The 22,471-nt window shown below is 60.2% G+C and carries 38 protein-coding genes; 19 read left to right on the top strand and 19 right to left on the bottom strand.

The genetic code is table 11. The annotated features are described in order from the left end of the window. Positions 1-182: 182 nt before the first annotated feature. From CP49_RS31335 to CP49_RS45375, 6 genes are all read right to left on the bottom strand, one after another. Positions 183-596 (bottom strand): VOC family protein, encoded by a 414-nt coding sequence (locus tag CP49_RS31335; protein ID WP_057853981.1) that lies wholly within the window; start codon positions 594-596, stop codon positions 183-185. Between the two features lie 190 nt (positions 597-786). Next, positions 787-1,323: an SRPBCC family protein gene (locus CP49_RS31330; protein ID WP_057853980.1), complete on the bottom strand. Its 537-nt coding sequence runs from the start codon at positions 1,321-1,323 to the stop codon at positions 787-789. Positions 1,324-1,361: 38 nt separating this feature from the next. Further along, entirely contained in the window at positions 1,362-1,775 is a 414-nt protein-coding gene (locus CP49_RS31325) for a DoxX family protein (protein WP_057853979.1), read from the bottom strand. 279 nt (positions 1,776-2,054) lie between these two features. After that, the gene (locus CP49_RS31320) at positions 2,055-3,326 is read right to left on the bottom strand and encodes an RNA polymerase sigma factor (RefSeq protein ID WP_057853978.1); all 1,272 of its coding nucleotides are present in this window, start codon (positions 3,324-3,326) and stop codon (positions 2,055-2,057) included. Next, positions 3,323-3,691: a YciI family protein gene (locus CP49_RS31315; RefSeq protein WP_057853977.1), complete on the bottom strand. Its 369-nt coding sequence runs from the start codon at positions 3,689-3,691 to the stop codon at positions 3,323-3,325. The genes CP49_RS31320 and CP49_RS31315 overlap by 4 nt, the downstream gene beginning before the upstream one ends. 91 nt (positions 3,692-3,782) lie before the next feature. Beyond that, positions 3,783-4,169, bottom strand: a complete 387-nt coding sequence (locus CP49_RS45375; protein ID WP_156438762.1) for a hypothetical protein — start codon at positions 4,167-4,169, stop codon at positions 3,783-3,785. On the opposite strand from CP49_RS45375, the gene CP49_RS31305 reads away from it, so the two are divergent. Continuing rightward, entirely contained in the window at positions 4,162-5,127 is a 966-nt protein-coding gene (locus CP49_RS31305) for a 2-hydroxyacid dehydrogenase (protein WP_057853990.1), read from the top strand. The two genes, CP49_RS45375 and CP49_RS31305, sit on opposite strands and share 8 nt — an antisense overlap. Before the next feature lie 163 nt (positions 5,128-5,290). On the opposite strand, the gene CP49_RS31300 is transcribed toward CP49_RS31305, so the two are convergent. After that, the gene (locus CP49_RS31300) at positions 5,291-5,950 is read right to left on the bottom strand and encodes a TetR/AcrR family transcriptional regulator (RefSeq protein WP_057853975.1); all 660 of its coding nucleotides are present in this window, start codon (positions 5,948-5,950) and stop codon (positions 5,291-5,293) included. Positions 5,951-6,060: 110 nt separating this feature from the next. On the opposite strand from CP49_RS31300, the gene CP49_RS31295 reads away from it, so the two are divergent. Then, on the top strand, positions 6,061-6,705 hold the full coding sequence (locus CP49_RS31295; RefSeq protein WP_057853974.1) for a glutathione binding-like protein: 645 nt from the start codon (positions 6,061-6,063) through the stop codon (positions 6,703-6,705). A gap of 150 nt (positions 6,706-6,855) precedes the next feature. On the opposite strand, the gene CP49_RS31290 is transcribed toward CP49_RS31295, so the two are convergent. The 3 genes from CP49_RS31290 to CP49_RS31280 all read right to left on the bottom strand — a co-directional run bounded on the left by CP49_RS31290 (position 6,856) and on the right by CP49_RS31280 (position 8,326). Beyond that, the gene (locus CP49_RS31290) at positions 6,856-7,422 is read right to left on the bottom strand and encodes a TetR/AcrR family transcriptional regulator (RefSeq protein WP_057853973.1); all 567 of its coding nucleotides are present in this window, start codon (positions 7,420-7,422) and stop codon (positions 6,856-6,858) included. A 4-nt stretch (positions 7,423-7,426) separates the two neighbouring features. Continuing rightward, positions 7,427-7,894, bottom strand: coding sequence for a nuclear transport factor 2 family protein (locus tag CP49_RS31285; protein ID WP_057853972.1), 468 nt, complete (start codon positions 7,892-7,894; stop codon positions 7,427-7,429). 66 nt (positions 7,895-7,960) lie between these two features. Continuing rightward, a complete protein-coding gene (locus CP49_RS31280; RefSeq protein ID WP_245310954.1) occupies positions 7,961-8,326 on the bottom strand; it encodes a YbgC/FadM family acyl-CoA thioesterase in 366 nt (121 codons plus the stop codon). Between CP49_RS31280 and CP49_RS48065 the strand changes: the two genes are divergently transcribed. From CP49_RS48065 to CP49_RS31235, 9 genes are all read left to right on the top strand, one after another. Next, complete coding sequence (locus tag CP49_RS48065; protein WP_245310951.1) at positions 8,246-8,725, top strand: hypothetical protein; 480 nt, start codon at positions 8,246-8,248, stop codon at positions 8,723-8,725. The two genes, CP49_RS31280 and CP49_RS48065, sit on opposite strands and share 81 nt — an antisense overlap. 185 nt (positions 8,726-8,910) lie before the next feature. Next, complete coding sequence (locus CP49_RS31270) at positions 8,911-9,309, top strand: YbgC/FadM family acyl-CoA thioesterase (RefSeq protein ID WP_057853989.1); 399 nt, start codon at positions 8,911-8,913, stop codon at positions 9,307-9,309. A gap of 860 nt (positions 9,310-10,169) precedes the next feature. Then, positions 10,170-10,466 (top strand): hypothetical protein, encoded by a 297-nt coding sequence (locus tag CP49_RS31265; protein WP_197423292.1) that lies wholly within the window; start codon positions 10,170-10,172, stop codon positions 10,464-10,466. 34 nt (positions 10,467-10,500) lie between these two features. After that, entirely contained in the window at positions 10,501-11,214 is a 714-nt protein-coding gene (locus CP49_RS31260) for a hypothetical protein (protein ID WP_057853968.1), read from the top strand. Next, a complete protein-coding gene (locus tag CP49_RS31255) occupies positions 11,207-11,578 on the top strand; it encodes a hypothetical protein (protein WP_057853967.1) in 372 nt (123 codons plus the stop codon). The genes CP49_RS31260 and CP49_RS31255 overlap by 8 nt, the downstream gene beginning before the upstream one ends. Next, a complete protein-coding gene (locus CP49_RS31250) occupies positions 11,575-11,988 on the top strand; it encodes a helix-turn-helix domain-containing protein (protein ID WP_057853966.1) in 414 nt (137 codons plus the stop codon). The genes CP49_RS31255 and CP49_RS31250 overlap by 4 nt, the downstream gene beginning before the upstream one ends. Positions 11,989-11,991: 3 nt before the next feature. After that, positions 11,992-12,207, top strand: coding sequence for a hypothetical protein (locus CP49_RS31245; RefSeq protein WP_057853965.1), 216 nt, complete (start codon positions 11,992-11,994; stop codon positions 12,205-12,207). 10 nt (positions 12,208-12,217) lie between these two features. Continuing rightward, a complete protein-coding gene (locus CP49_RS31240) occupies positions 12,218-12,478 on the top strand; it encodes a hypothetical protein (protein ID WP_156438761.1) in 261 nt (86 codons plus the stop codon). Further along, positions 12,475-12,747, top strand: coding sequence for a hypothetical protein (locus CP49_RS31235; protein WP_057853963.1), 273 nt, complete (start codon positions 12,475-12,477; stop codon positions 12,745-12,747). Before CP49_RS31240 ends, CP49_RS31235 begins: the two co-directional genes overlap by 4 nt. A 123-nt stretch (positions 12,748-12,870) precedes the next feature. On the opposite strand, the gene CP49_RS31230 is transcribed toward CP49_RS31235, so the two are convergent. Next, the gene (locus tag CP49_RS31230) at positions 12,871-13,650 is read right to left on the bottom strand and encodes a dCTP deaminase/dUTPase family protein (protein WP_057853962.1); all 780 of its coding nucleotides are present in this window, start codon (positions 13,648-13,650) and stop codon (positions 12,871-12,873) included. On the opposite strand from CP49_RS31230, the gene CP49_RS31225 reads away from it, so the two are divergent. Beyond that, entirely contained in the window at positions 13,586-14,188 is a 603-nt protein-coding gene (locus tag CP49_RS31225) for a deoxycytidylate deaminase (protein ID WP_338060424.1), read from the top strand. The genes CP49_RS31230 and CP49_RS31225 overlap by 65 nt on opposite strands. A 33-nt stretch (positions 14,189-14,221) precedes the next feature. Here CP49_RS31225 and CP49_RS31220 read toward each other — a convergent pair whose 3' ends face one another. From CP49_RS31220 to CP49_RS31200, 4 genes are read right to left on the bottom strand one after another with little or no spacing between them, the layout of a single operon-like run. Further along, on the bottom strand, positions 14,222-14,440 hold the full coding sequence (locus CP49_RS31220; protein WP_057853961.1) for a hypothetical protein: 219 nt from the start codon (positions 14,438-14,440) through the stop codon (positions 14,222-14,224). A 6-nt stretch (positions 14,441-14,446) separates the two neighbouring features. After that, complete coding sequence (locus tag CP49_RS31215; RefSeq protein ID WP_057853960.1) at positions 14,447-14,857, bottom strand: very short patch repair endonuclease; 411 nt, start codon at positions 14,855-14,857, stop codon at positions 14,447-14,449. A gap of 5 nt (positions 14,858-14,862) precedes the next feature. After that, positions 14,863-15,756 carry a NaeI family type II restriction endonuclease gene (locus CP49_RS42050; protein ID WP_063791807.1) on the bottom strand — a complete coding sequence of 298 codons (894 nt, stop codon included), beginning with the start codon at positions 15,754-15,756 and terminating at the stop codon, positions 14,863-14,865. Between the two features lie 54 nt (positions 15,757-15,810). Continuing rightward, positions 15,811-16,794, bottom strand: a complete 984-nt coding sequence (locus tag CP49_RS31200) for a DNA cytosine methyltransferase (RefSeq protein ID WP_057853957.1) — start codon at positions 16,792-16,794, stop codon at positions 15,811-15,813. Between the two features lie 286 nt (positions 16,795-17,080). Between CP49_RS31200 and CP49_RS31195 the strand changes: the two genes are divergently transcribed. From CP49_RS31195 to CP49_RS31180, 4 genes are read left to right on the top strand one after another with little or no spacing between them, the layout of a single operon-like run. Beyond that, positions 17,081-17,260, top strand: a complete 180-nt coding sequence (locus CP49_RS31195) for a hypothetical protein (RefSeq protein WP_057853956.1) — start codon at positions 17,081-17,083, stop codon at positions 17,258-17,260. After that, positions 17,253-17,711, top strand: coding sequence for a hypothetical protein (locus CP49_RS31190; protein WP_057853955.1), 459 nt, complete (start codon positions 17,253-17,255; stop codon positions 17,709-17,711). Before CP49_RS31195 ends, CP49_RS31190 begins: the two co-directional genes overlap by 8 nt. Then, positions 17,695-17,961, top strand: a complete 267-nt coding sequence (locus CP49_RS31185; protein WP_057853954.1) for a hypothetical protein — start codon at positions 17,695-17,697, stop codon at positions 17,959-17,961. Before CP49_RS31190 ends, CP49_RS31185 begins: the two co-directional genes overlap by 17 nt. 11 nt (positions 17,962-17,972) lie before the next feature. After that, positions 17,973-18,638: an SOS response-associated peptidase gene (locus CP49_RS31180; RefSeq protein WP_057853953.1), complete on the top strand. Its 666-nt coding sequence runs from the start codon at positions 17,973-17,975 to the stop codon at positions 18,636-18,638. 16 nt (positions 18,639-18,654) lie between these two features. Here CP49_RS31180 and CP49_RS31175 read toward each other — a convergent pair whose 3' ends face one another. Then, positions 18,655-19,389, bottom strand: a complete 735-nt coding sequence (locus tag CP49_RS31175) for a hypothetical protein (RefSeq protein ID WP_156438760.1) — start codon at positions 19,387-19,389, stop codon at positions 18,655-18,657. Between the two features lie 166 nt (positions 19,390-19,555). Here CP49_RS31175 and CP49_RS31170 point away from each other — a divergent pair, with 166 nt between their 5' ends. Together CP49_RS31170 and CP49_RS31165 are read left to right on the top strand one after the other, a co-directional pair. Further along, positions 19,556-19,735, top strand: coding sequence for a hypothetical protein (locus tag CP49_RS31170; protein WP_057853951.1), 180 nt, complete (start codon positions 19,556-19,558; stop codon positions 19,733-19,735). Then, positions 19,732-20,217, top strand: a complete 486-nt coding sequence (locus CP49_RS31165) for a hypothetical protein (RefSeq protein WP_057853950.1) — start codon at positions 19,732-19,734, stop codon at positions 20,215-20,217. The genes CP49_RS31170 and CP49_RS31165 overlap by 4 nt, the downstream gene beginning before the upstream one ends. On the opposite strand, the gene CP49_RS31160 is transcribed toward CP49_RS31165, so the two are convergent. Then, a complete protein-coding gene (locus CP49_RS31160) occupies positions 20,214-21,164 on the bottom strand; it encodes a hypothetical protein (protein WP_057853949.1) in 951 nt (316 codons plus the stop codon). The two genes, CP49_RS31165 and CP49_RS31160, sit on opposite strands and share 4 nt — an antisense overlap. Positions 21,165-21,239: 75 nt before the next feature. Here CP49_RS31160 and CP49_RS45370 point away from each other — a divergent pair, with 75 nt between their 5' ends. Continuing rightward, positions 21,240-21,389, top strand: coding sequence for a hypothetical protein (locus tag CP49_RS45370; RefSeq protein ID WP_156438759.1), 150 nt, complete (start codon positions 21,240-21,242; stop codon positions 21,387-21,389). A 128-nt stretch (positions 21,390-21,517) separates the two neighbouring features. Here the strand turns inward: CP49_RS45370 and CP49_RS31155 are convergent, their stop codons facing one another. Further along, complete coding sequence (locus tag CP49_RS31155; RefSeq protein ID WP_057853948.1) at positions 21,518-22,015, bottom strand: hypothetical protein; 498 nt, start codon at positions 22,013-22,015, stop codon at positions 21,518-21,520. Positions 22,016-22,037: 22 nt separating this feature from the next. After that, on the bottom strand, positions 22,038-22,469 hold the full coding sequence (locus CP49_RS31150) for a 3TM-type holin (protein ID WP_057853947.1): 432 nt from the start codon (positions 22,467-22,469) through the stop codon (positions 22,038-22,040). Between the last annotated feature and the right edge of the window lie 2 nt (positions 22,470-22,471).

The raw sequence follows: 22,471 nt of genomic DNA, 5'->3' as shown, positions 1-22,471 counted from the left end.
TCGATGCAATCGCTGATCTCGGCCAATGGACAATTGAAATTGTCACCCGTTCGCAGGAGCGGCGCTTGCGCCGCGTCTCGAAGGATGAATGGCACCATCCGGGCCACATGGTTCTCCCGGCGATGCGAAGCATCGTCCGGTGGCGGCGCTAAAGCGCCTCCTCTCCATGAGGATTGAAGAACTCACATGTCTTCCTTGGGGCAGTTCACCATCCAGGGAATGCCGAACTTGTCGACGCACATGCCGAACCCGTTCGAGAAGAAGGTCTTACCGAACGGCATCCTGATCGTGCCGCCATCGGCGAGCGCGTTGAACCGGCGTTCGGCCTCGGCGGGATCCTCGACCTGCAGCGAGACGGCAAAGCCCTGCGGCTGCTTGTAATCGCCGGGCGTGGCGTCCGACGCCATCAGCACCTCGCCATCGATCGTAATGCTCGCATGCATGAGCTTCTTCTTCCAGTCGGGCGGCGTCGGCATGTCGGGCGGCGCGCCCTCATAGGGAAACATCGCACCGATCTGGGCACCGAGCGCCTTTTCATAATACTTGAGCGCTTCCTCGCAATTGCCGTTGTAAAACAGATAGGGATTGACCTGCATCGCAGCCTCCTTGGGGTTATCTAATCAGTTGCGGTATTCCCCGGATGCAGCGCAGCACCATAAGCGTGTTCACGCGCGTCTTCGACGCGCTATGGCGATGCGCTGCTGTTCCGGTTCATCGGTTGAGTCCCGGCTCTGCGTCGCATCACTGGCGTGCTGCGCCGCGTCCGGGAAACGAGAGTAGTCGCGCTCATTTCTCGGTAAGCGTCCTCAGGTTGGCGAGACCGGCTTCGAAATCCCGGCCGATCATGTTGTCCAGATTGATGAACACCTGGATCAGCCTGGACATGAAGTTTGCGGGACCATGCATTAGCCAGATGACATGGGTGCCATCGCCCTGCGGCAGCATTGTGAACTCAGCGGTGTTGTGGCCTTCGAACGGCTTGAAGAAATCGAGCTTGATGACGATTTTCGACGCCGGCACGGCCTCGAGAATTTCCATGCGGCCGGAACCGACGTTCTTGTCGCCGTCCCAGGCATAGGTAGCACCCTTGCCGCTCGCCGCACCGCCATAGGTACGCTTCATCACCGGATCCTTCTGCTCGTAGGGGGACCAGGTCAGCCACTGGTGGAGGTCGGAGATCAGCGGAAAGATCCGTTCCGGCGGCGCCTTGATGCTGACCGAGCGCTGCACACGCAGGGTATTCGACTTGGTCGCCGCGAGAACAAGGACCGCGGCGATGGCAATCGCCAATATGACGGTGATAACGACAATGACTTCGAACATGACCGGCTCCGTCTTCGTGAAAAACCTCTTGAAGCAAATCAGCGGCGGAACGGGATCAGGCTGCGCACGTCCTTGTCGCGCAGCCACAGCCCGCCCCACACCATCAGGCCGAGATAAAGCCCGAACAGCGTGTGCGTGAACAAGGGGCTGCCGATCCGCACATGCGAAGCCATCGCGCCGCCGAGATAGCCGGTGAGCAGGATGGCGCCGAGGATCGAGGTTGGCGGTATAGAATAGAGCACGGTGCAGACGATGGTGATGAGGCCAAGGCTCCGTGCCAGCGTCTCGCTCGAACCATAGCCCATTCTGTCCATGGTTTCCGTGACGACCGGCCACGGCACCAGCTTGATGGCGCCGTCGATCATCAGGAACACAATGACGAGGCCGGAGAGGATGCGGCCGGTCCAGCGCGTGGGCTTTGAGGCCGGAAGAGTCTCGGCGATGACAGTCATGACTAATCCCCGTTGTCTTGAATGGCTGCTCGTTTTCAAGACGAATGAGGCGGACGAAAACCGACATGGGCATGAAATTTTTTCCACGTCGCGACTGCGGTTTTCTTCCCTTCTCCCCTTGTGGGACAAGGTGGATCGAATGAGCGTCAGCTCATTCGAGACGGATGTGGGGTCTGTCTCCGCGGAGAGAACCCCTCATCCGGCGCGGATTGCATCCGCGCCACCTTCTCCCACAAGGGGAGAAGGGAAGAAAGCAAAGGGGAGAAGGAAGAGTAGAGTCTACTTCCCCGCCTTTTTGCCGCGGGGCTGGCTGTCGCGCTGCAGGCGGTCGAGATGCATGCGGATGTGGGCGGCTTCGGCCGAGGTGTTCGCCAGCGCGATGGCGCGGTCGAAGGCCGTGCGGGCCTCGTCGTTGCGGCCGAGCTGCATCAGGAAGGCGCCGCGCACGCCGAAGAAATGAAAATAGTTCGACAGCCGCGGCGCCAGCGGCTCGATCATGTCGAGCCCGGCCTGCGGCCCTTTCACCTTGGACGCGGCAACTGCACGGTTCAGTGTCACCACCGGCGACGGTTGCATGATCTCGAGGGCGCCATAGAGCAGGTCGATCTGGGTCCAGTCGGTATCTTCGGGCCTTTCGGCACGGGCATGCAGCGCCGCGATCGCGGCCTGCACCTGGTAGGGTCCGCTGCGGCGATGGCGCATCGCCTTGTCGATCAGCGCCAGCCCTTCGGCGATAAGAGCCTTGTTCCACTTCGAACGGTCCTGGTCGTCGAGCAGGATCACCGCGCCATCGGCATCAAACCGCGCATCAGCCCGCGCATGCTGCAGCAACAGCAATGCGGTCAGCCCCATGATCTCGGGCTCGCTCTGGAACAGCCGCAGCAACAGCCGCGCCAGGCGAATCGCCTCCTCGCACAAAGGCGCGCGAATCTCGGCGGTATCGCCGCTCGCCGAATAGCCCTCGTTGAAGATCAGGTAGATCATGGCGGCGACGGAGGCGAGGCGTTCGGAGCGCTCCATCGCGCCCGGCGTTTCGAACGGCACGTTGGCATCGGCGACCCGCGCCTTCGCGCGCGTAATGCGTTGCTCCATCGCGGCTTCCGAGACCAGGAAGGCGCGCGCGATCTGCTTGACCGTTAGCCCTGAGACAATGCGCAAGGCGAGCGCGATCTGCTGCGTCGCCGGCAGGTCCGGATGGCAGCAGATGAACAAAAGCCGCAGAATGTCGTCGCGGTAGTGCGAACCGTCGAGCCGCTCGGCAAGCTGTTCCTCGGCATCATCAAGATCGGAGATCGCCTCATCTTCCGGCAGCGCCTCCTGCTTCTTGCTCCGCCTGATATCGTCGATCGCAACGTTGCGCCCGACCATGATCAGCCACGCCGCGGGATCGCGCGGCGGGCCGTTCTGCGGCCAGCTCTTCAGCGCGCGGAGGCAGGCGTTTTGAAAGGCTTCCTCGGCGGTGTCGAGATTGCGGAAATAGCGCAACAGCGCGCCGACCGCCTGGGGGCGAGCCGAGGTCAGCGCGGCATCGATCCAGGCGGTGTCGGTCACGGCTGCACACTCCCCGGCACAAACTGGCCGACCGGGCGGATCTCATAGGCGCCGCCGGGATTGGCCGCGCCGAGATCACGGGCGACGTCAAGCGCCTCGTCGAGGTTCTTGCAGTCGACGAGATAGAAGCCGAGCAACTGCTCCTTGGTTTCGGCGAAGGGCCCGTCCAGCACCAGCGGCGGATCGTCCTTGCGCAGCGTGGTCGCCGCCGTCGTCGGCAAGAGCCGCGCGACCGGACCGAGCCGGCCCTGCTTGGTCAGTTTATCCTGCACGACGGCAAGTTTCTTCATGACCGCGGCGTCCTGTTCCTTGGTCCAGGAACCGACGGTGTCTTCGTCGTGATAGCAAAGGATGGCGTAAAGCATGAGGGCTGACATCTCCGTTGTCATGATGACGAACGATTATGCCCGCTGCCGACAGGTGCGTCGAAGAAATTTTGGATTGTTCCCTCGCCGGTCAGGGACCGATGATCGGAGGCGGTGGCGGATTGAAGTGCCGATAGGTGTGGACGACCGCCATGGAACAAAGGCTGCACACGGCGAGGGCCAGAAAGATGATCTTCATCTTTCTCCTGATGGCCTCGTTCCTGGTGATACCAGCGTCGCGGTGACGGTTTCGCCAGCAAAGCGCCAGCGACAACACCGCCACCGCGATGATGGAAGCCTGTATCACCGGGAGGTGCCATACTTCGCGGCGATCCGGCGCGCTTTCTGCTCGTCGGTCTCGATTAATTTGCGCACGACAAGTCTCCCTTGTTGGATCAAAGGAGGCTAGAGAAACGGTTCGATCGGCAATGTGAGGCGGGTCACGCCAAGTGCCTGCGAAAGGAATGGCAATGAACAAGGGGGCGCTCGCGCTGCTGGTGCATGGCGGGACGGAAAACTGGTCGCCGCAGCGCTGGAAGAGCCGGTTCGACGCCGTCTGCGAGGGGCGCCCCGTGCTGCTGTTGCCGGATGCGTCGTTCGATCCGGCGGAGGTGCATTACGCCGCGGTGTGGAAGCCGCATCCGGGTGAACTTGCCGCCTTCCCTAACCTGCGTGTGATCTTCAACCTGGGCGCCGGCGTCGATGCGCTGATGGCGGACCGCTCATTGCCCAACGTGCCGCTGGTGCGCGTGGCCGTCACCGATCTCACCGCACGAATGACCGAATATGTCGTGCTGCATGTGCTGATGCACCACCGGCAGGAGCCCTACTTGCGGGAATCCCAGCGCGCAAAGCGCTGGGCGCCGAAATCGCAATGGGCGGCGGGCGCTGTTACGGTCGGCATCATGGGGCTGGGCACGCTCGGGGCTGACGCGGCCGACGTGCTCAAGCGTCTGGGCTTTCGCGTCGCGGGCTGGAGCCGGAATCCCAAGACGGTCGACGGCATCGAATGCTTTCACGGCGAGCAGCAGTTCGAAGCGTTCCTGCAGCGGACCGACATCCTGGTCTGCCTGTTGCCGCTGACACCGGAGACACGGCACATTCTCAACCGCCCGATGTTTGAGAAGCTGAATCGCAAAAGTCCGCTCGGCGCGCCGGTGCTGATCAATGCCGGCCGCGGCGGCCTGCAGAACGAGGCCGACATCCTGCAATGCCTCGACGACGGCACGCTCGGCGGCGCCTCGCTCGACGTCTACGCCACCGAACCGCTGCCCGTGGACAGCCCGTTCTGGGCCCATCCAAGAGTGGTGCTGACCCCGCACAACGCCGCCGACACCGATCCCGACGAGATATCGAAATATGTCGCGCACCAGATCGAGCGCTTCGAGGCCGGCGGCGCGCTGGAAAATGTGGTGGACCGCAACCGGGGGTATTGATGATTTGGTCGTCCCTGCGGCAGCAATGCGAACGCAGGGACCCATAACCACCGGCCGTTGTTGCTACGGAAGGTGTCCGCCACTTTGCCAAATAGAGAAATCACGAGGTATGGGTCCCTGCGTCCCGTGCGCAATTGCGCACTAGGCAGGGACGACCTGGAGGCTACTTCGCGGCCCCGAGCATCACATCGAGCGCTCCGTTCGCGATCGCCTCCAGCTCCTTGCGCGGCATCCTGGCGCGGGCGCGGATCGCGATCGTGTGGATGGTGGCGGAGGCGAGCTGCGCCAGCACGACCGGATCGGCGCTTTCGGATAGCTCGCCCTTCTCCTTGGCCTGCCGGAAGCACGCCGCAAAAGCCTTGTCGAGTTCGGTAAAGCCTTCCAGCACCATGGCGCGGATATCGGGATCGTGCACGGCCTCGGAGGCGGCGGTCATCACCGTGAAGCAGCCGCGCGGGCCGGATTCGCCGGACAGATAGATGTCGAGCGCCACCGCATAGATCCGTTCGAGCCGCCGGCGGATCGGAAGCTCGTCCCGAAAAATGTCCCCCATGGCAACCCGCGCGTCTTCGCGATAGCGCCGGTAGCTCTTGATGAACAGCTCGCGCTTGTCGCCGAACGCCCCATAGAGGCTCGGCCGGTTCATGCCGGTGGCGGCGGCGAGATCGTCCAGCGACGTCGCCGCGAATCCATCCTTGCGAAACAGGTCGAGCGCCTTGCCCAGCGCCACGTCAGGCTGATAGGCGCGCGGCCGGCCCCGCCGCTTGGGCGGCACGGGAGCGTCGATCTTCGTGACCGGCGGCCTCTTACTTTTTTGTACCATTTCGCAAAAAATTCCTTGACCGCCTTTATATTATGCGAGACGGTATAAAAATCAATCCCGCCCGCCCTGAACGCGCCGGCGCGGTCGATCAACCACCAAGGAGGCTAACCATGGATCTCTATTTCTCGCCGCTCGCCTGCTCGCTGGCGACCCGGATCGCGCTGTATGAAGCCGGCGTTGAGGCCAACTATCTCGAAGTCGATCCCAAGACCAAGGTGGTGCAGAAGGACGGCTCAGACTTTCGCGCCGTCAACCCGCTCGGACTGGTGCCGACGCTGCGCACCGACGACGAGACGGTGCTGACCGAGAACGCGGCGATCCTGCAATACGTCGCCGACCGCTTTCCAAATGCCGGCATCTCGGCCGCATCGGGCGCGGAGCGCAGCCGCCTGCATCAATGGCTTTGCTTCATCGGCACCGAACTGCACAAGGCGCTGTTCGTGCCGCTGCTCGACAAGACGGCGCCGCAGGACGCGAAGACCTATGCGCTGAGCAAGAATCTGTCCCGGCTCGACTATCTCGAGAACTACCTGAAGGGCCGCGAATTCCTGCTCGATCACTTCAGCGTGGCAGATGCCTATCTCGTCACCATCATCAACTGGACGATGGCGACGCCGCCGATCGAGCTGGCGAAATGGCCAAATGTGAAGGCCTATTACGAGCGGCTGCGCGCCCGCCCCAGCATCGCGAAGGCGGTCGCCGAGGAGTTCGAACTCTACAAGGCCGAACTCGCGCGGCATAAGGCGGCGGCGTAGGGCAGTCGTCTCTCAACACGTCGTCCCTGCGAACGCAGGGACCCATACGCCGTGAAAGCGCAATTTAAGGAAGTGCCCGTCGTTCGATTTCGTTCCGGCCCGTGGTTATGGGTCCCTGCGTTCGCAGGGACGACGTTGTTCTAACATCCATCACTCTGGCGGCGCCAATAACCGCGCCGTCAGATCGCTCAACGCCCGGCGAAATATCCCGGCGTCGCTGCGCGCCCGCGCCAGCACCAGCGCGCCCTGGATGGTGAGTAGCGCATCTTCCGCGCGGCGCTGCGCCTGGCTCCTGCTCAATCCGGATCGCCGCAAGAGCTGCGCCAATGCGACCTGCCAGCGTGCAAAATAATCATCGACGCTTGCGGCGAACGTGTCGCGCGCCGCCCCGAGCGCCACCATGCCGACCAGACAGACGCGACCCCCGGAATGAAAATACTGGTCGACGCCCGCGATCATCGCGGCGATCGCGCGCGCGGGATCGTCGGCATTGCGCAACGGCGCATAGATGTTGAGTTCGAACCAGGCGTCGATGTCGGCCAGCACCTCCGTGGCCATCTGCTCCTTGCCGCCGGGAAACAGATGATACAGGCTGCCCTTGCCGAGCCCAGTGGCCTCCGTGATCAGCGTCAGCGACGCGCCTTCATAGCCATGCGCGCGAAACACCTCGCCGAGCGCCCGCAATACTTCCTTGCGTTCGACGCCCTTCTTCAACATCGCGTCACAGCGGGTTCTCGCTGAGCCCCGCAACATCGGCCGGACGCGGCCCAGGCGCCGGCCAGTGGAAACGGCGCTCGCTCTCTTTGATGGCGATATCGTTGATGCTGGCCTCGCGCCGCCGCATCAGGCCATGTTCGTCGAACTCCCACTGCTCGTTGCCGTAGGAGCGGTGCCACTGTCCGGAATCATCGTACCATTCATACTGGAAGCGCACGGCGATGCGGTTCTGATCGAACGCCCAGAGATCCTTGATCAGGCGATAGTCGTGCTCCTTCGTCCATTTGCGGATGAGGAATTCGGCGATCGCCTCGCGGCCCTGGAAGAACTCGGAACGGTTACGCCAGCGGCTGTCCTCGGTATAGGCCAGCGACACCCGCACCGGATCGCGCGAATTCCAGGCGTCTTCCGCCATGCGCGCCTTCTGGGCGGCGGTTTCACGATTGAAGGGCGGCAGCGGCGGACGCGACATGACATTTCTCCGGATTGGCGATCCCAAGACATTGTACCGATCGGTACAGAGAGTCAATCCGCAAAATTAGTCCGGCGCCAGATCGGCCTTCATCAACTGCCGCAGCGATTTCGGGATCGGTTTCGCCCGCCCCTCGCTGATGAACGCGACGCGCACCTCCGCCTTGACCAGCACATCTACCCCTCGCCGCACCTCCTGCGCCAGCGTGATCGAGGCGCCTTTCACCGCGACCGGCCATGTCACCACGTCGAGCACGTCGTCCATACGCGCCGGCCGCAGGAAGTCGAGCTCCATTGAGCGCACCACGAAGGCGAAGCCCGGCGTCTCCTCCTGCGCCTGCTCGAACAGCGCATGCTGCGACGCGCCCATCAGCCGCAGATGATTGGTGCGCCCGCGCTCCATGAAGCGCAGATAGTTGGCGTGATAGACGATGCCGGAGAAATCTCGCTTTGCGCTATCGGAATATGGCGAAGGCGGCGTGATCTCGCTAGGCCGTTGGAAATTGGCAGCTTAGAACAGGCCGAGAGGATAGCCCCCGAAAAGGATCAAACAACCATGAGATCGGCCGACGTTCAGGAAGGGTTTTATTACGAAAAGGCCAACCGGCGCGGCTGGCTCCGGCTGGCCGTCAAGGTCCGGGGCGATACGGTGACGTACATTGACTTCACCGGCATCGGCGAATGTACCGGGTTCGGGCGATGGGCGCAGCGCCGCCTTACCCTTGCCGAAGCGCGCGCCGAATTCCCCAGAGAGGTCGCCAAGATCAGCGAGCAAATTGCCATAGTCAGCGCAAAGGCCGAAGCGACAAATTTTCGGGCGCGCCATTCCTGACGCCCCCCGATCAGGCCGCCTCCGGCGGCTTAAACCAATCACCCGCGCCGCCCCCACCCCGGGGCGGCTTTTCGTTCCGAAGGCGACGGGCTAAAAAGCGATGACTTCACCCATTCGGGGAACTCGCGGGGGAACTTTTGACGACATCGCATCTCGACGGCGAGATCAGCGCCGGTCGCCACACCATGCAAGTCCGCGTCTTTTTTGAGGATACCGATTTCAGCAAGGTGGTTTACCACGCCAGCTATCTGCGGTTCATGGAGCGCGGTCGGTCGAACTACCTGCGCCTGCTCGGTGCCGATCACCGCGCCTTGTTTGAGGAAACGCAGAGCGAGGCACCCGGCTTTGCGTTCGTGGTGCGCTCGCTGACCATCGATTATTTCAAACCGGCATTCATCGACGACGTGCTCGACATCATTACGATCCCGCGAGAAGTAAAAGGCGCGTCCATTACGCTGTTGCAGGAATGCTGGCGCGGAGCCGATCTGCTCGCCGAGGCCAAGGTCCGGGTCGCCTTCGTCTCGGGAGGCAAGGCGCAGCGCATCCCGAAAGCACTTCGCGTTGCCATGCAACAGGACGCTTAGTCGTCCGCGCTCGCCGGGGCCGACCATCTTTTGCCCAGATATGGGCCGGGAACAAGTTGCAAGGCCGCAACAGCTCACGAACAATCGGGGCCGACCGATGGGGGCGGCTTTCATGTTGGGCGCGGCTTGCGAGCCCGACTCGTCCATGCGTTTTTTCCGCGCGCCGGTCCTCCGACAGCGGCCAGCACCAAGCGCGCTCTACGGCTGTCTCTCGCGTTCGCGATTGTCCGCGATCATCAAAACCGCGCGATCAAATCATCTGCAAAAAAAGCTCGCCCGCGCTTTCGCTTGGAAGGGCGGGCGAGCAAGTTAGTGGGCAGCTCTTTGGGGTTTTGTAGGTACGGACCTGCCAAGAAGGCTGACCCACAGTTGCAATGGAAAGCCCGCTTGTGGAAAAATTCAAGCAGGAACCCGTCCATTTCTGTAATTCCGTTTCCGCACACGTTTTTTTCCATCAGGTCGCATTCTTGACACAGACCAACCCGCGTAATGACTCCAATGGCAAGGGCGCTCTCGCATCACCGCCCAAGCCGGGAAAAAAAAGAAACCTAACAATCAGAAACCCGATGGCCGGGAGAGAATAACAAGCGCTCAAAGCGCCCAAACCGGCCACGAGTCTAAAAACGGACCTGCCTGCAATGGCTGTCACTCGTCGATGCGGTGACTGCCAGCTTTGCTGCCGCCTTTTGCCGGTGCGACCGCTCCAGAAGGGGGCGGGACAAAGCTGTCAGTATCGGAAGTTTCACAAGGGCTGCACGGTCTATAGGACCGCTGCGATGCCGCCCGAGTGTTGCCGCTGGCTCGTCGATGACGCCGCCGACCTTGCCCGCCCGGATCGTTCGCATGTTGTCATCGACATCATGCCGGACTTCATCACCATCCGGGAGGGCGAGACGGACCAGCCCCGCCATATTCAGGTCGATCAATACTGGATCGATCCCCGCCACCGCGACGCGCACCGCGACCCGAGCCTGCGCCGCTTCATGTTTCGCCGCGCGCAGGACGGCATCGCCGCTTTAATCCGCTTCAATGAACGAGACGCGCTGACCGTGTTCGCGCCGCCGTTCGACATCAACGGACAATGGCATGAGGTCGGCGGCTATGCCCGCGAGCAGACCCATTCCCTGCCCGAAATTGTGAAGGCGCTCAGCGGTTGAGCGTCACTTTTGCCAAACGGAGGCGTGATCCCACATGGCAGCGTTATTTCCCATCATGATCGAAGTCGAGGAGATTGCCGTAGGCTCAGTCCTGCGCAAGCTTCACGGCATGGAAGGCGTCGCCAAGGTGCGGCTCAATCTCGACGGCGAAAAGCCGAGACTCGGCGGCCAGGGCGGCGCGCGAGATGGAGCCGGTCGCCCGGCGCGCGAGCCCGGCAAGGGCTCGGTCGAACAGCGCATCGTTGCGCTCCTTCTCAAGGAGGGAGCCCCGCTGCATGTCACGGCGATTGCCGAGGCGCTCTCGCTCAAGACGACGCAGGTCCATGGCGCGCTGCATCAGCTCAAGAAGAAGGGCGTCACCCATAACGGCATCGGCCCCGGCCTGCACCGGCTGACTGAGAAGGCGCAGCGCGAGTTGCAAAGCGCGCTCGGCGAAGCGACGCCAGCGGAGCCGCTGAAACTGCCGAAGCCACACGCCAAGGCGAACGGCCACGCCGCGCCCGCGATCAAGCACGGGCCGTCAGGCCGCGCCAGCCCCGGCTCCGGCCCGACGCTCCTGCTGACCGCGCTCGCGAACGGCCCGGCATCGCGCGCCGATCTGCGCAAGCAACTCGGCGATAGCGGCATGTCAGCGAAAAGCATCGAGGGCGTCATCTTCCGCGCCAAGCGCGACAAGATCGTCAAGGTCAACGCCGCCAAGCTGATCGAGCTGACCGCGAAGGGTACGGAGGCTGTCGCCCATGGCTGATGTCCGCCTGTACCGCACCTATCGTTTCATCGACAAAGACCCGGTGATCGACAAGATCAGAACCGTTGTGCAGGACGAGGGCCTGATCAAACGGCTCGCCATCGTCCATGAGCTGTCCGGTGTCGCGACCACGACGCTGAACAACTGGTTCAACGGCCACACCAAGAAGCCGCAGAACCCGACCATCGAGGCGGTGCTGACTTCGCTCGGCTATGAGCGCGAGATCATCAAGAAGAAGGACATCAACATCGAACGCGAGCGCAAGGTTGCCGCCGACTGGCTTGCGAAACAGAACAGCGGCAAAATGAAGTCCAGGCCGAAGGCAAAGGCCAACGGCCACTCTAGACGAAAGGCGGCGAAATGAAGCGGGCGAAATCGACTGGGGCGGCGGCGAACGGCCATAACGTTAGAAGCGCTACCCCTACCGACAAGATCATCGGCGAGCGGATCAGGACGCGGCGGCTTGAAAAGCACATCAGCCAATCGGAGCTGGGCGACATGCTCGGTGTCTCGTTCCAGCAGGTGCAGAAGTACGAGAAGGGCGTCAACCGGGTCGGCAGCTCGCGGCTGATGGAGCTGGCCAAGGCCCTGGACATCGAGGTTAGTTATTTCCTCGACGAGCGCAAGCGCCCGCCTGCCGAGCGTCCGGTTGCCGCGTTCATGGCGACGCGCGAGGGCATCCAGATGGCGGAGGCGATGCTGGCCATCAACAACCACGAGGTCAGGCAGGGCCTGATCGATCTGGCGCGCAAGCTGGCGGCAGCGGGCGAGTGAACGATGGCGGTCTGCTCATTCTGTCTTGACCGCTTCGCGGCGCGCTCGGCGCATCAGACTGCCGTCCAGCAGGCCAATATCGCCAGCGCGCCGGATGTCAGCGTTGCGCCCTGCCCGAGCTGCAGCGGGACAGAATGGGCCGTCACCGATTACATGGTAAAACCGGAGCCGCCGCAGCCATCGTTGCTGCGGCGGGTTCTCGCCCGGTTTGGATTTTGAGCAGCGCGACATGACTTCCTTCAAGCTTGCCCGCATGATGTGGGAAACCAAGGACGGCGGCGATGATACCTGGCTGATCCAGAACGGCCCGCTTGTGGTCGGCTCGATCCGGCGCGCGCCCGGCGAGGGAACGTACCGCGTCGAGATCATGTGGGGCGGGCCGACCGGCGACATCATATTCGAGGCCCCGACCATGACGACGGCGCTCGCGTTCGTCGCGGGCGTCGAGAAAGCATTCGAGGCGATGCAGGGAACGAGGATATCCCCATGACCGAGATGGACCCCGACGACGCCACCCGCGCCGCGAGCGCGCTGGTCGAAAAGATCAAGCCGATCTTGGCCGGGCAAAACCCGGGCGTCGTCGGCGCGGCGCTGGGCGAGCTGCTTGCGATCTTTGTCGCCTCTCACGCGCCGGAGCTGCGCGAAGCCTCGTTCAAATTGCTGCTTGAAGTCAGCGAGAACCTGACCCCTCTCGTCATCGAGGAAATGATCGACGAGGGCCGGGTGCCGCCGGAATGGCGAGAGGTGACCAAGCTATGAAGCGTGCAATGCGGTGACTGCCAGCTCTGCTGCAAATTGCTGCCGGTGCCGCTGCTGCAGAAGGCTGCGGGCGCGAGACCTGCAATGCTCGCCTGCCTGTTGCGTTCCTGCGCGCTGATCCTTCTACTTCTTTGGTGGAAGCTGCTTTGGGAGATTCTGCTCGAACCAGGTCTTGACGATCGATTGCACATCTTCCTGTGTCAGAGGCGGCCCGAATTTGGAGTACAGAACATAGGCGGCGACCCCAACGGCGGCTAACGTCAAACCCGCTAGAACGAGAAGTCTCAACCAATATTTCTTGACGATATGGACAAGCGCTTTATCCAGAATATCGTCTTTCACCTTCTCGGAGATTTTCCCAGCCATTTCATCTGACAGAACTTCGGTGTTCAGGAACGTCGCCGGGAAGCCGACAACTATCTCATGGTGGCGCTGCTTAATATATTGAGCTGCCGTAAGCTTGTCCCGTTTCAGCCTGAACTCAGCGGGCACCTCCGCGTGTTCTATGAACGCAACCCGAAAAAACTCGTCTCCTTTTGACAGAGGCACGTCGTTCTTCGAGAAATTAATTACAATCGATCCGATGGGGCCTTCAAAATCGGCATCGACCATTCCGACATCTAGAGCAAGTAGCCCCTGTTTCGTAAAAGTGCTCCGAAGCGTGACAAGCGCCGTTATCTGATGGGATTTGATGCTGAATACTTCTTTCGAGACAACCCAAGCAACTTGCCGCGGCTTAATCACCAACATCTCAGGAGGTTGGGTTAGATCAAAGTTTTTCGCGTCTTCCCCTACGGGGATAATTGCTCCAATAGTGAGGTAGTAGCTCGAATTTTTTATGTGGCTTCTGTCGGCATCGATTAGTAGGTTCTGCTTCAGAATCTCTTCTCCGACGATTAGCATGCTTCTCCCCGAGGTAAATATGACGATGACACATCAATGCGACAGTTGGGATGCGAGATTCTTTTTGCTTTGCACTCTTCTGAGCTCATGGAGTGAAGATCGAAGTCGTCAGGTGGGCAGTGTCATCGTAGGGTCCGGTAACACGATCCTGGGTACTGGCTACAATGGGCTGCCTCGAAAGGTATCGGCCGACTACGAAGCGCGGCATTCTCGTGAGAATGGAGAAAAATATCTCTGGTTTGAGCATGCGGAGCGTAACGCGATCTACAACATGGCCCGAGCAGGTGTGTCAACCGTAGGCTGCAGAATGTACGTTAATAACTTTCCCTGCGCCGATTGCGCGCGTGCGATTGTCCAGTCTGGTATTGTTCAATTGAACAGTTTCACTCCGAACATGATGGATGCAAATTTCGCGAGGCACTACAGCGTGGCTGAGACCATGCTTTTCGAATCAGGAGTTGAGGTTAGGCTATTTCAGAAAGAAGACGCTTCGTTAGCCGAGGCTAGGAAGCGCTTCTGCACCGCTATAGAGCAGTGACCGCTAACTTAGGGAACGGCGCGCGGGGTACGGTCACGATCTGCGGCGCGGCACAGCCTCCGGCCAACGTTTCACACGAAAATCATGTATTGCCGCCCGAAACTGACTTCGTGACGGCAGCGGGGTCGTTGTCTCTCGCTCCCGGATCATCTTTTCAAGTTCGGTGACGCGCATTTTGGAAAAACGCTCTTCGCCGAGCCATTCGAGCGTCCTCTCTAAAACCTGTGAGATCTTGGTGTAGTCGTACCGCATCCCTGCCTACTTCAAAAATTGCCCGAGCCTCGCCCGTAATGCTTTATCATTCCTTGTCTCGCATTCCCATACCACGAGAACATCCCACCCGTTAGCTTGCAGCGCCGCGATCCGCTCTGCATCGCGCTCCTTATTTCTGGTCAGTTTGGGATTCCAGTACCCGGTATTGGACTTCGGCCGCCGAGCGTCGAGGCATCCATCCCGTTCATGGCCGTGCCAAAAGCACCCATGCACGAAAATCACTTTTCTCCTCGGCCCGAAAACCAGATCGGGCTTCCCGGGCAGGTCCTTCCGGTGCAGCCGGTAGCGGTAGCCAAGCCCGTGCACCATCCGCCGGACCAGCATTTCAGGCTTCATCCCGGTGCTTTTGATCCGCCGCATATTCTCAGAGCGGCGATCTGGCGTAAGATTGTCCATCGAAGCTAGGCGATTAACCCCTCCTTCCGCATCATGGCTTCTTCCACCATTGATCGAGGAGTCACTGCAACGACCTCGTCACGCTTCAGGTCGGGAAAGTCAAGGCGCGCTGCGACAACCCGATCATTCACATACGTCCCAATGAGGATAGCGATCTTTTCGCGGTATAAAATGTCAGGCGCTCCGCCGTTCGCCCGCAATCTCTTCATGTAATCGTATTGGTCGAATAAAAGCGCCTGCATCACGTCTCGATGGACGACGCGCCGCAAGTTTTCTCGACAGAACTGTGCCACCCGTTCGCTTCCAGCCAACGTCTTCCGCAATTCACGGAAGCGATCCATGTTTAGCCCATTGAAACGACTAGGCCGAAACGCAGCACTGTTCACGAGCCACAGGATATTGGCGAATCCCGTTGCAGAAACGCCCTTCTTAGTATCCCTATTTCCCGCGCCGCCATGCAAGTACTCCGGTTTTGCAATGATGAGGCCGAGAAAGCACAGATGCGCCACCTCATCGACGGCCATTAAAAGACACGGCTCGGAACCCCGATACGTTTCTTGCGGAATGGACCAGTTGCTTCCGACTGTGTTTTTTATATCAACGTCCATGCCGTTGATTTCCAGGTCACGCAGCCCTTTAGGCACATCGAGCAAATCGCGGACGAAATGCTCCAACTTGAGGCCGATAAAGGTCTTCTCGACGTTATCGAGTTCGTGCAGACGAGTTCGGGCGGTGCGGACGGGATCCAGGACAAAATCGACGGCGTCGCGTACAAGCTCTGGAAACCGGGCCGTCAGCGCGTCGAGACCACCAGCTCGCGCAGCGATTTCACCGCGCAGGGCGGATAAGGCCGGGTAGTCAGGGTGTGTGTCTGTAAGTTGCGACCGAATCACTCGCATAGCGAGCGACTCTTGCACGATTCAAGTAGCGATTCCGAATCGGCTTTTTTGCCTTCAGGCGGCCTTTATGACCCTGACGCTCCTGCGGACCGACAAGGCTTTCCTGATCTGCCCGGCAACCGCCTGCGCAACAGGCGGAGGGAAGGCGTTTCCGACCTGTCGATACGCAGCGGTTTTCTTGCCGGAGAACTTCCAGTCATCCGGGAAGCCCTGCAACCGGGCGACCATCTCTACCGTAAGCCGCGGCTTGTAGCCGATCACCGGTGCGTCCGGGCCCGGCGCCATATCAGCGATACCCATCCCGTCCACACCGAGCGACGCCCAAGCACGCTTGGCCCTGGTCGGCCCAAGATCGGGGCCGCCGTGCTTCTTCGATCCGCCGACGATTGTCGGAGCGACCTCGTTTGCTTGCTTGCGCCATGCGTCGGCGCCCGGCCATCCGCGAGCGGCCATCTGCATATGAAGCATCTCGCCGACAGTGGGTGGGTTATGTCCAGACACCTGCGGCCAATCGAATTTATCCCAGATGTCCTTTTGGAGCGCGACGATGACGACCCGCGGCCGTAGCTGCGGCACGCCGAAATCGGAGGCGTTCAGTAGCCGCCAACCGGTCATGTAGCCCATTTTGAAAAGCTTGGAGCGCAATCCCTCACGGTAATCCTCGAAGACCGCTTCGAGGAACCCTCGGACGTTTTCGATCATGATCGCACGTGGTTTCGTCTGCTCGATGATGCGCAGTGCGGCCGGGAAGAGATTGCGCTCGTCTTGTGCGCCGAGCATCTTGCCTGCGACCGAGAACGGCGGGCAGGGCAAGCCGCCCGCGAGCAGGTCAATGCCCTCGTGCGCCTTCGCGTTGAACTTCCGAAGATCGCCCTCAACCACCTGCCAGAGCGGGCGGTTAGCCCGCAGCGTCTCGCAGCATGCAGTGTCGATTTCGACGAGTGCGCGGTGATCAAAACCCGCCGCCTCTAACCCGATTGCCTGTCCCCCGGCACCCGCACAAAGCTCCAAAGATGTGAGCCCGCTACCCTTGCCCATGGTCCCCCGCTTGAATCGAACAGGCCAGCAGTAGAGCTACTGGCCCGGTCTGGTCTAGGGCTCCAGCCCCAACATCTTGTGGGCTGACGCTCCGAATCTGGCATATTCCTGTATGTTCTTGATTTGTCCAAAGAAGTCAAGCCAGCATCCTGTCGGCTCCAGCACCGACATCTCGCCCCCAAGCGATCAACCTTGAGGACGCATCAAATGGCGGTAGCCAGCGCGCCCCGCGACCTACCATCTATTGAAAATTTGCCGCGCCTGGGAAGCTGCGCTTTGATAGGGCATGGCTCCTCGCTTCCTGACCTTTCTTACCGGACGCAACATGCCGATCATTCGGCAGCGCCCGGATTCTGAGCCATCGACCATCAACGAAAAGACCATCGCCGATTTCACGCGCGTGGTGGAGCAGACCGGCATTTTGAAGCAATCGGCGGAAGCGGAACTGGATACGACCGATGACTGATCTCACCCGCCGCCGCGATCCGAATCGCACAGAAGAAACGTGGCTGATCTACTGCGGGGATGTTTACGGCGGCAAGATCGGCCTCGCTGTAGGTAACCCCGGCGCCACGGAGCGCTGGAATTGGCATTGTGGGTTTTACCCGGGCAGCAATCCGGGTGAACAGACGTATGGTTCGGAAGACAGTTTCGATGAAGCGCGGGCAGCCTTTGAGCGCGCCTGGGCGGCTTTCCTGAGTCGGCGCAGCCCAGCGGACTTCCAAGCCTGGCGGGATCAGCAAGAGTGGACGGCCCGTAAATACGCGATGTGGGAACGTGGGGAAAAGCTCCCGTCACAAAGGCCTAATTCGATCATGCGCTGTCCCTGCGGCGAACGGTTTGATAGCCACCGGCTCGAGCACACCCGTATCCACATTCCCCACATAACTGAGCACCAGCGTGAAATTCGCCGCTAATCGCCCGTTTGCCGATCCTGAAAAGGCCGCCCGCAAGCTTTTGGAGATCGCCAAGGCAGTTGAATCCGTCCAGGACGGCCGCATCCATATCGAAAAGATCAACGCGCCGTTCCTCTACAAGGAGCGGGGCAGCGTCGCCGAATATGGGGCAGCGCTGAAACACGCGATCGACCGCGGCTGGCTAGTCATGCACGAGTCGGGCACCTTTGTGAGGCTCACTCAATCCGGCGCAGATCATCTGCTCGCCTGAAGGAAGGGCCTATGTGCAATCTCTACAGCATAACGACCAACCAAGAGGCCATCATTCGCCTGTTCCGCGTGGTGAACAGGTACGTTGGCAACCTCGCAAGAATGCCCGGCGTGTTTCCCGACTACCCAGCGCCGGTGATCCGCAACACTGAGAACGGCAGCGAGCTTGTTATGATGCGATGGGGCATGCCACCGCCGCCTCGCACTGGCGGGCCACCGGTTACCAATATCCGCAACACGTCATCGCCACATTGGCGCGGCTGGTTGAAGCCGGGGAGCCGTTGCTTAGTGCCGCTAAACAGTTTTGCCGAGTACGCGCCAGAAACAAATCCAGAGACGAAGAAAAAGGATGTGGTTTGGTTCGCGCTGAACGAAGACCGGCCGCTGTGCGCATTCGCTGGCATCTGGACGGCCTTCAACGGTGATCGCGGCACGAAATCCAAGCCGATTCCTGGTCCGCATCTGGTCTATGGCTTTTTCACTACGCAACCAAATACAGTTGTTGAACCAATTCATCCAAAGGCCATGCCGGTGATCCTTACCACGGATGAAGAGCGCAACGTGTGGATGCGCGCACCTTGGGATGAAGCAAAAGCGTTGCAGCGGCCACTAGCCGATGATCAGTTGATGATCGTTAGGCGAGGTGAGGATAAGGAAGACGACGCAGCAGCGGCATAATCAAAACGGTTGACGATTAATTCTGAATTGCGCACTCGTACTCGCGTTGTGATTTCGGAACATCGTCCAGCGAAATACACTCAGTTTTCCCACACATTTCGATCGGAATCTTACATGACTTTCGCCCTGGCTGCACCTTCACGAGGTCTTCTGCATAAGAAATGATCGAAGCCTGTCGAATTTCTTTGATGACTCCATCAATCAATTCGCGGGTTTTCTCCGAAAGCTCGGGCTCTCGTTGAAGCCGCTGAACGCCGAGAAAATCGTTGGTCAGTGTTGCACGCGCGGCTATCTCTGAAACCTTGCACTTGACCTTTAGCTGGTTCTCGAATTCGGTTGGCTTCAAGCGTCGTACGATATCATCCGCAGCCTGTAACATTATGCATTTTCTATAGGCATCGAAAACGCAAGCATCTCCTGTGCAGAAAGATGCTTTTTGGTCTTTGTAAATCTCAATTGCAGCCGTCTCCATCGGGCCGATGAACATTGGACCAAGTACGCGTCCTCTAAGCTCCTCAGACATCCCATCTAGTCCGGGGGGAGGATGCCGTCCTAATTCAGATTCGACAGCGCGCATCTCGGCCTGACAACCCGCTTCAAGAAAGTCAGTTAGTTCATTGCGCAGCTTGTGGCGCTGCACGACAGCAAGCATGTCCAGAAAGCACTTCGCGAGAGACTTTCTTTCCGATTGCGCAAACTGGCTGTAATCGATTTTGTCGTAGTCAATGTCCTTGGCGGCTACCGATGACATGCAGCCAATCGAAAATGCGACTATCATGACTCTAAGCACGATATCCCCCGAGACGGATAGGCAAAACTGGCTAAGATGATAGACCATAGAGGGGCAGAAAGTAAGTCGCCAAGAAGTCTGCGAAACCACAAGGAGGTCTGCACGACTGACCACCGTGTTCTTGGGCATGGATCAGGGCTTGGTGCATCCGGGATTTCCCGGAGTACCACTCCTGTTTGAGACCATGATATTCGGCGGCCCGCGCGATCTTGCGCAGCAGCGCTGCTCAACATGGGCGCAGGCCGAGCGCCAGCACGCCGAAGCCGTCGCGCTGATGCGAGGCGACAACATCAAGGCCGTCAAATGAGAACCATCGCCACCGCCCTCGCGCTGATCCTGATCCCGGCAAGCGCGCAAGCCTTTGAGAACGCGATTAAGTGCAGCGACGCTGCGCTGACCGAGTACGCCATCGCCAACCCGATGGAGCCCGCCGAGCGGATCGCCGACGCCGCCTTTGAGAAGTGCCTCTCGGAATGGAAGGACTATATCGACAGGGAGCGCTCGGCGCGGGCGTATGCTCATTCCAAGCCCATCAAAGCGGGCGAGCCCCGGCCACCTGCCCCGCCTGATTTTCATACCGCGCTAGACGAGGTGCGCGGCGAGCATCAGCGGCAAGCCATCCCCAAGGTGATCGAGGCGCGCGCGTGTCGCAATTGCCTGCGGACGGTCCGGGCGGGTATGCTGGCGGTGCCGTCGCGGGTCGCGGCGCGGCTGCCGCATCTGTCGAAGCATGATGTTGCGGAGATCGATGCCGAGATCAGGGCGGTGCTAGGCGAGATCGGGAACTAAATCGAGATTGGCCCACTATTTTGGGGCAGAAGCGGAAGCCCGCGAAACCGGGGCAATCCATTCTGCAAATTACCGAGGCAGTCTTTCATCATTGCCAAAATCGCCTCTTTATTCTCGTTGCCCTTGTTCCAGACGTAGCCATGGGCGAGGCTAATTACGATGCCGCTGCTAAGGTGCAGCAGGAAGCCACCCGGTATAACGGTGATTAGCAGAACAGTAGCGCCGCTGCGCGACAGCCCTTGCAATGCTGGCGCAATTAAATCTTGGAGATCATCTTGCTCAGATTTCCTCATCAGGAAATAGGCTCGCCCGAGGGCGATTAAACTAACCAGCGGAGCCACCACGTTGGCGTAGACAATGCCGCTGCCTCCAGCCGCCGTGGCCGACGCCACTAATTTAGCCGGGTCGTTCCAGTTGCAGTAGATTGACACGCCGCAAATCTCGCCGCCTATAAGCTGAGCGACATTTACACAATCTAAGTGCTTGAAATATTCGCTGACTTGATCAGCATGATCGAGGATTAGGATCGGCATGCCGCGCGTGGTGATTAGGTCTTTCCAGTATTCATTCGCCCAAACGCCAAGTTGGTCCAGCGCTGCAAGGTCGGGCAACGACGAGCTAACGGCCTTCCAACTACCGGCAAGGGTGTGGCCGCCATCGTAGAGCCTGTGCCAGCCGCCGCCGATGTGCGTGCGGAGATACTCAGCATCCATAGCCTTACTAGCAACGGTCGCGTACTGGTTGCTCAGGTGATCTGTCAGCCAATTGCTGAACTCGTTGTTGTTCTTCCAATTGAGCGTGGACGTATATGCGTCGCCGGCAACAGAGGCCGTCGCGCTCAATCCGCCTGCCACTGACCTACTGACACGTTCGGAGACCGTGCGCCCGGCGTTCCGCAAGCGGGATGTAACTTGCGTGGCACGACGCCAAGCATCCAGAAAATCCATTTTGCCCCCGAAACGTCAGTCGAATCTCTAATCAATGTCAGTCAACCTTGCCGAGCGCAACCCCATATCTAGCTCATGGGTACTCTCGCCACCATCCGCCGCAACGCGCTGGCGCGGCTCGAAGCCTTGAGGCCATGGGCGCGCGAGATCGCGCTGATGAGCGGCAAGAAGGTTCGCCTTGTCAGACTGACGACGCGCGAGGTAGTTGAGGAGATCGGCGGCTAAAGCTCGGGCCAAGGCCGCTGATGGCGCAGGGGTCGGATACTCATGCTTATCCGGCCCCTCGTCTTTCATCAAGGCATAAAAAAAGCCCGCCGAAGCGGGGCCAATAGGGACCGGGGAGGCGTGGTCCCTCAGTGCTTGCCGTTGACGGCCTTGTTCAATCGCTCGACATCCTTTTCCAGCCGGATCACTTGGTCATTCAGGTCTTTGTAGATCTGCTGGTGCAGCTCGAAATTCCGCTTGATATGGCGCACGTCCTTGATGACCTCCGCGAGCGCCAAGGCGTGCTGGCGCACCTCCGCTGCCGACAGTTCATCCTTGGTCGCGAAGCGGTCGCGCGCCCAAATCTCGACCTGAAAGACCTTCTTTTCCAGATCGGTGATATACTGCCGGAGCGCCTTGTTGACTTCGCCGAACCGTGAGTCCTGCGTGTCCTGATCGGCCTGGAATTTGTCCTCGGCCTTGGTGATGGTCTCGAAAAGCGTGGCCCGCTCGCGGGAGACGGCCTCGGCGATCTTCGCCTCGGCATCGAACCTGATCCGGTCCACGTTGCGCGTGATCGCGACGATGATGCCGCCGACCGTGAGGACGAAGCCGCCAGTGACGATGAATGCGGTCAAATGTTCCAACCGCCACTCCCCTGCGCAAGGGCTACTTCTCTTTCCGGAACACGCCCGCGATCTTGTCGGCGATCTTCTCGGCAGACCTGCCGCCCATGTACGAGATGATGATCGCCATCACCACGCTCCATAGCCTTGGATCGAGCGGATCGGTATGGCCGCCGGTCCACTGCCCGAACGCCTTGTCGTAAAGCAATATCTTCCCGAGCAAGATAATCACGATCCAGCCAAGCGTTGGCCGGACGCTGCGCGTATACCAATGGCCCTGCTCGGCGATGACGACAGCGGCATTGACCTCGGCCTCGCGCTTGTCGAGATCGACTTGCCGCTTTGCGAGATCGGCAACGACGGCATCGCGGCTCCCCGCCGCATCGAGCTTCTGCTTTTGCGCAGTCAGCAGCCCGTCGATGACCGGCTTGAAGATTGCGCCGATGATCGGCCCTGTGAGCCATCCCGCGAGCATGA

Origin of the sequence: Bradyrhizobium valentinum (genome assembly GCF_001440405.1) — a bacterium.
In the GTDB taxonomy this organism is placed as follows: domain Bacteria; phylum Pseudomonadota; class Alphaproteobacteria; order Rhizobiales; family Xanthobacteraceae; genus Bradyrhizobium; species Bradyrhizobium valentinum.
This window is presented reverse-complemented; position numbering and strand designations above follow the sequence as displayed.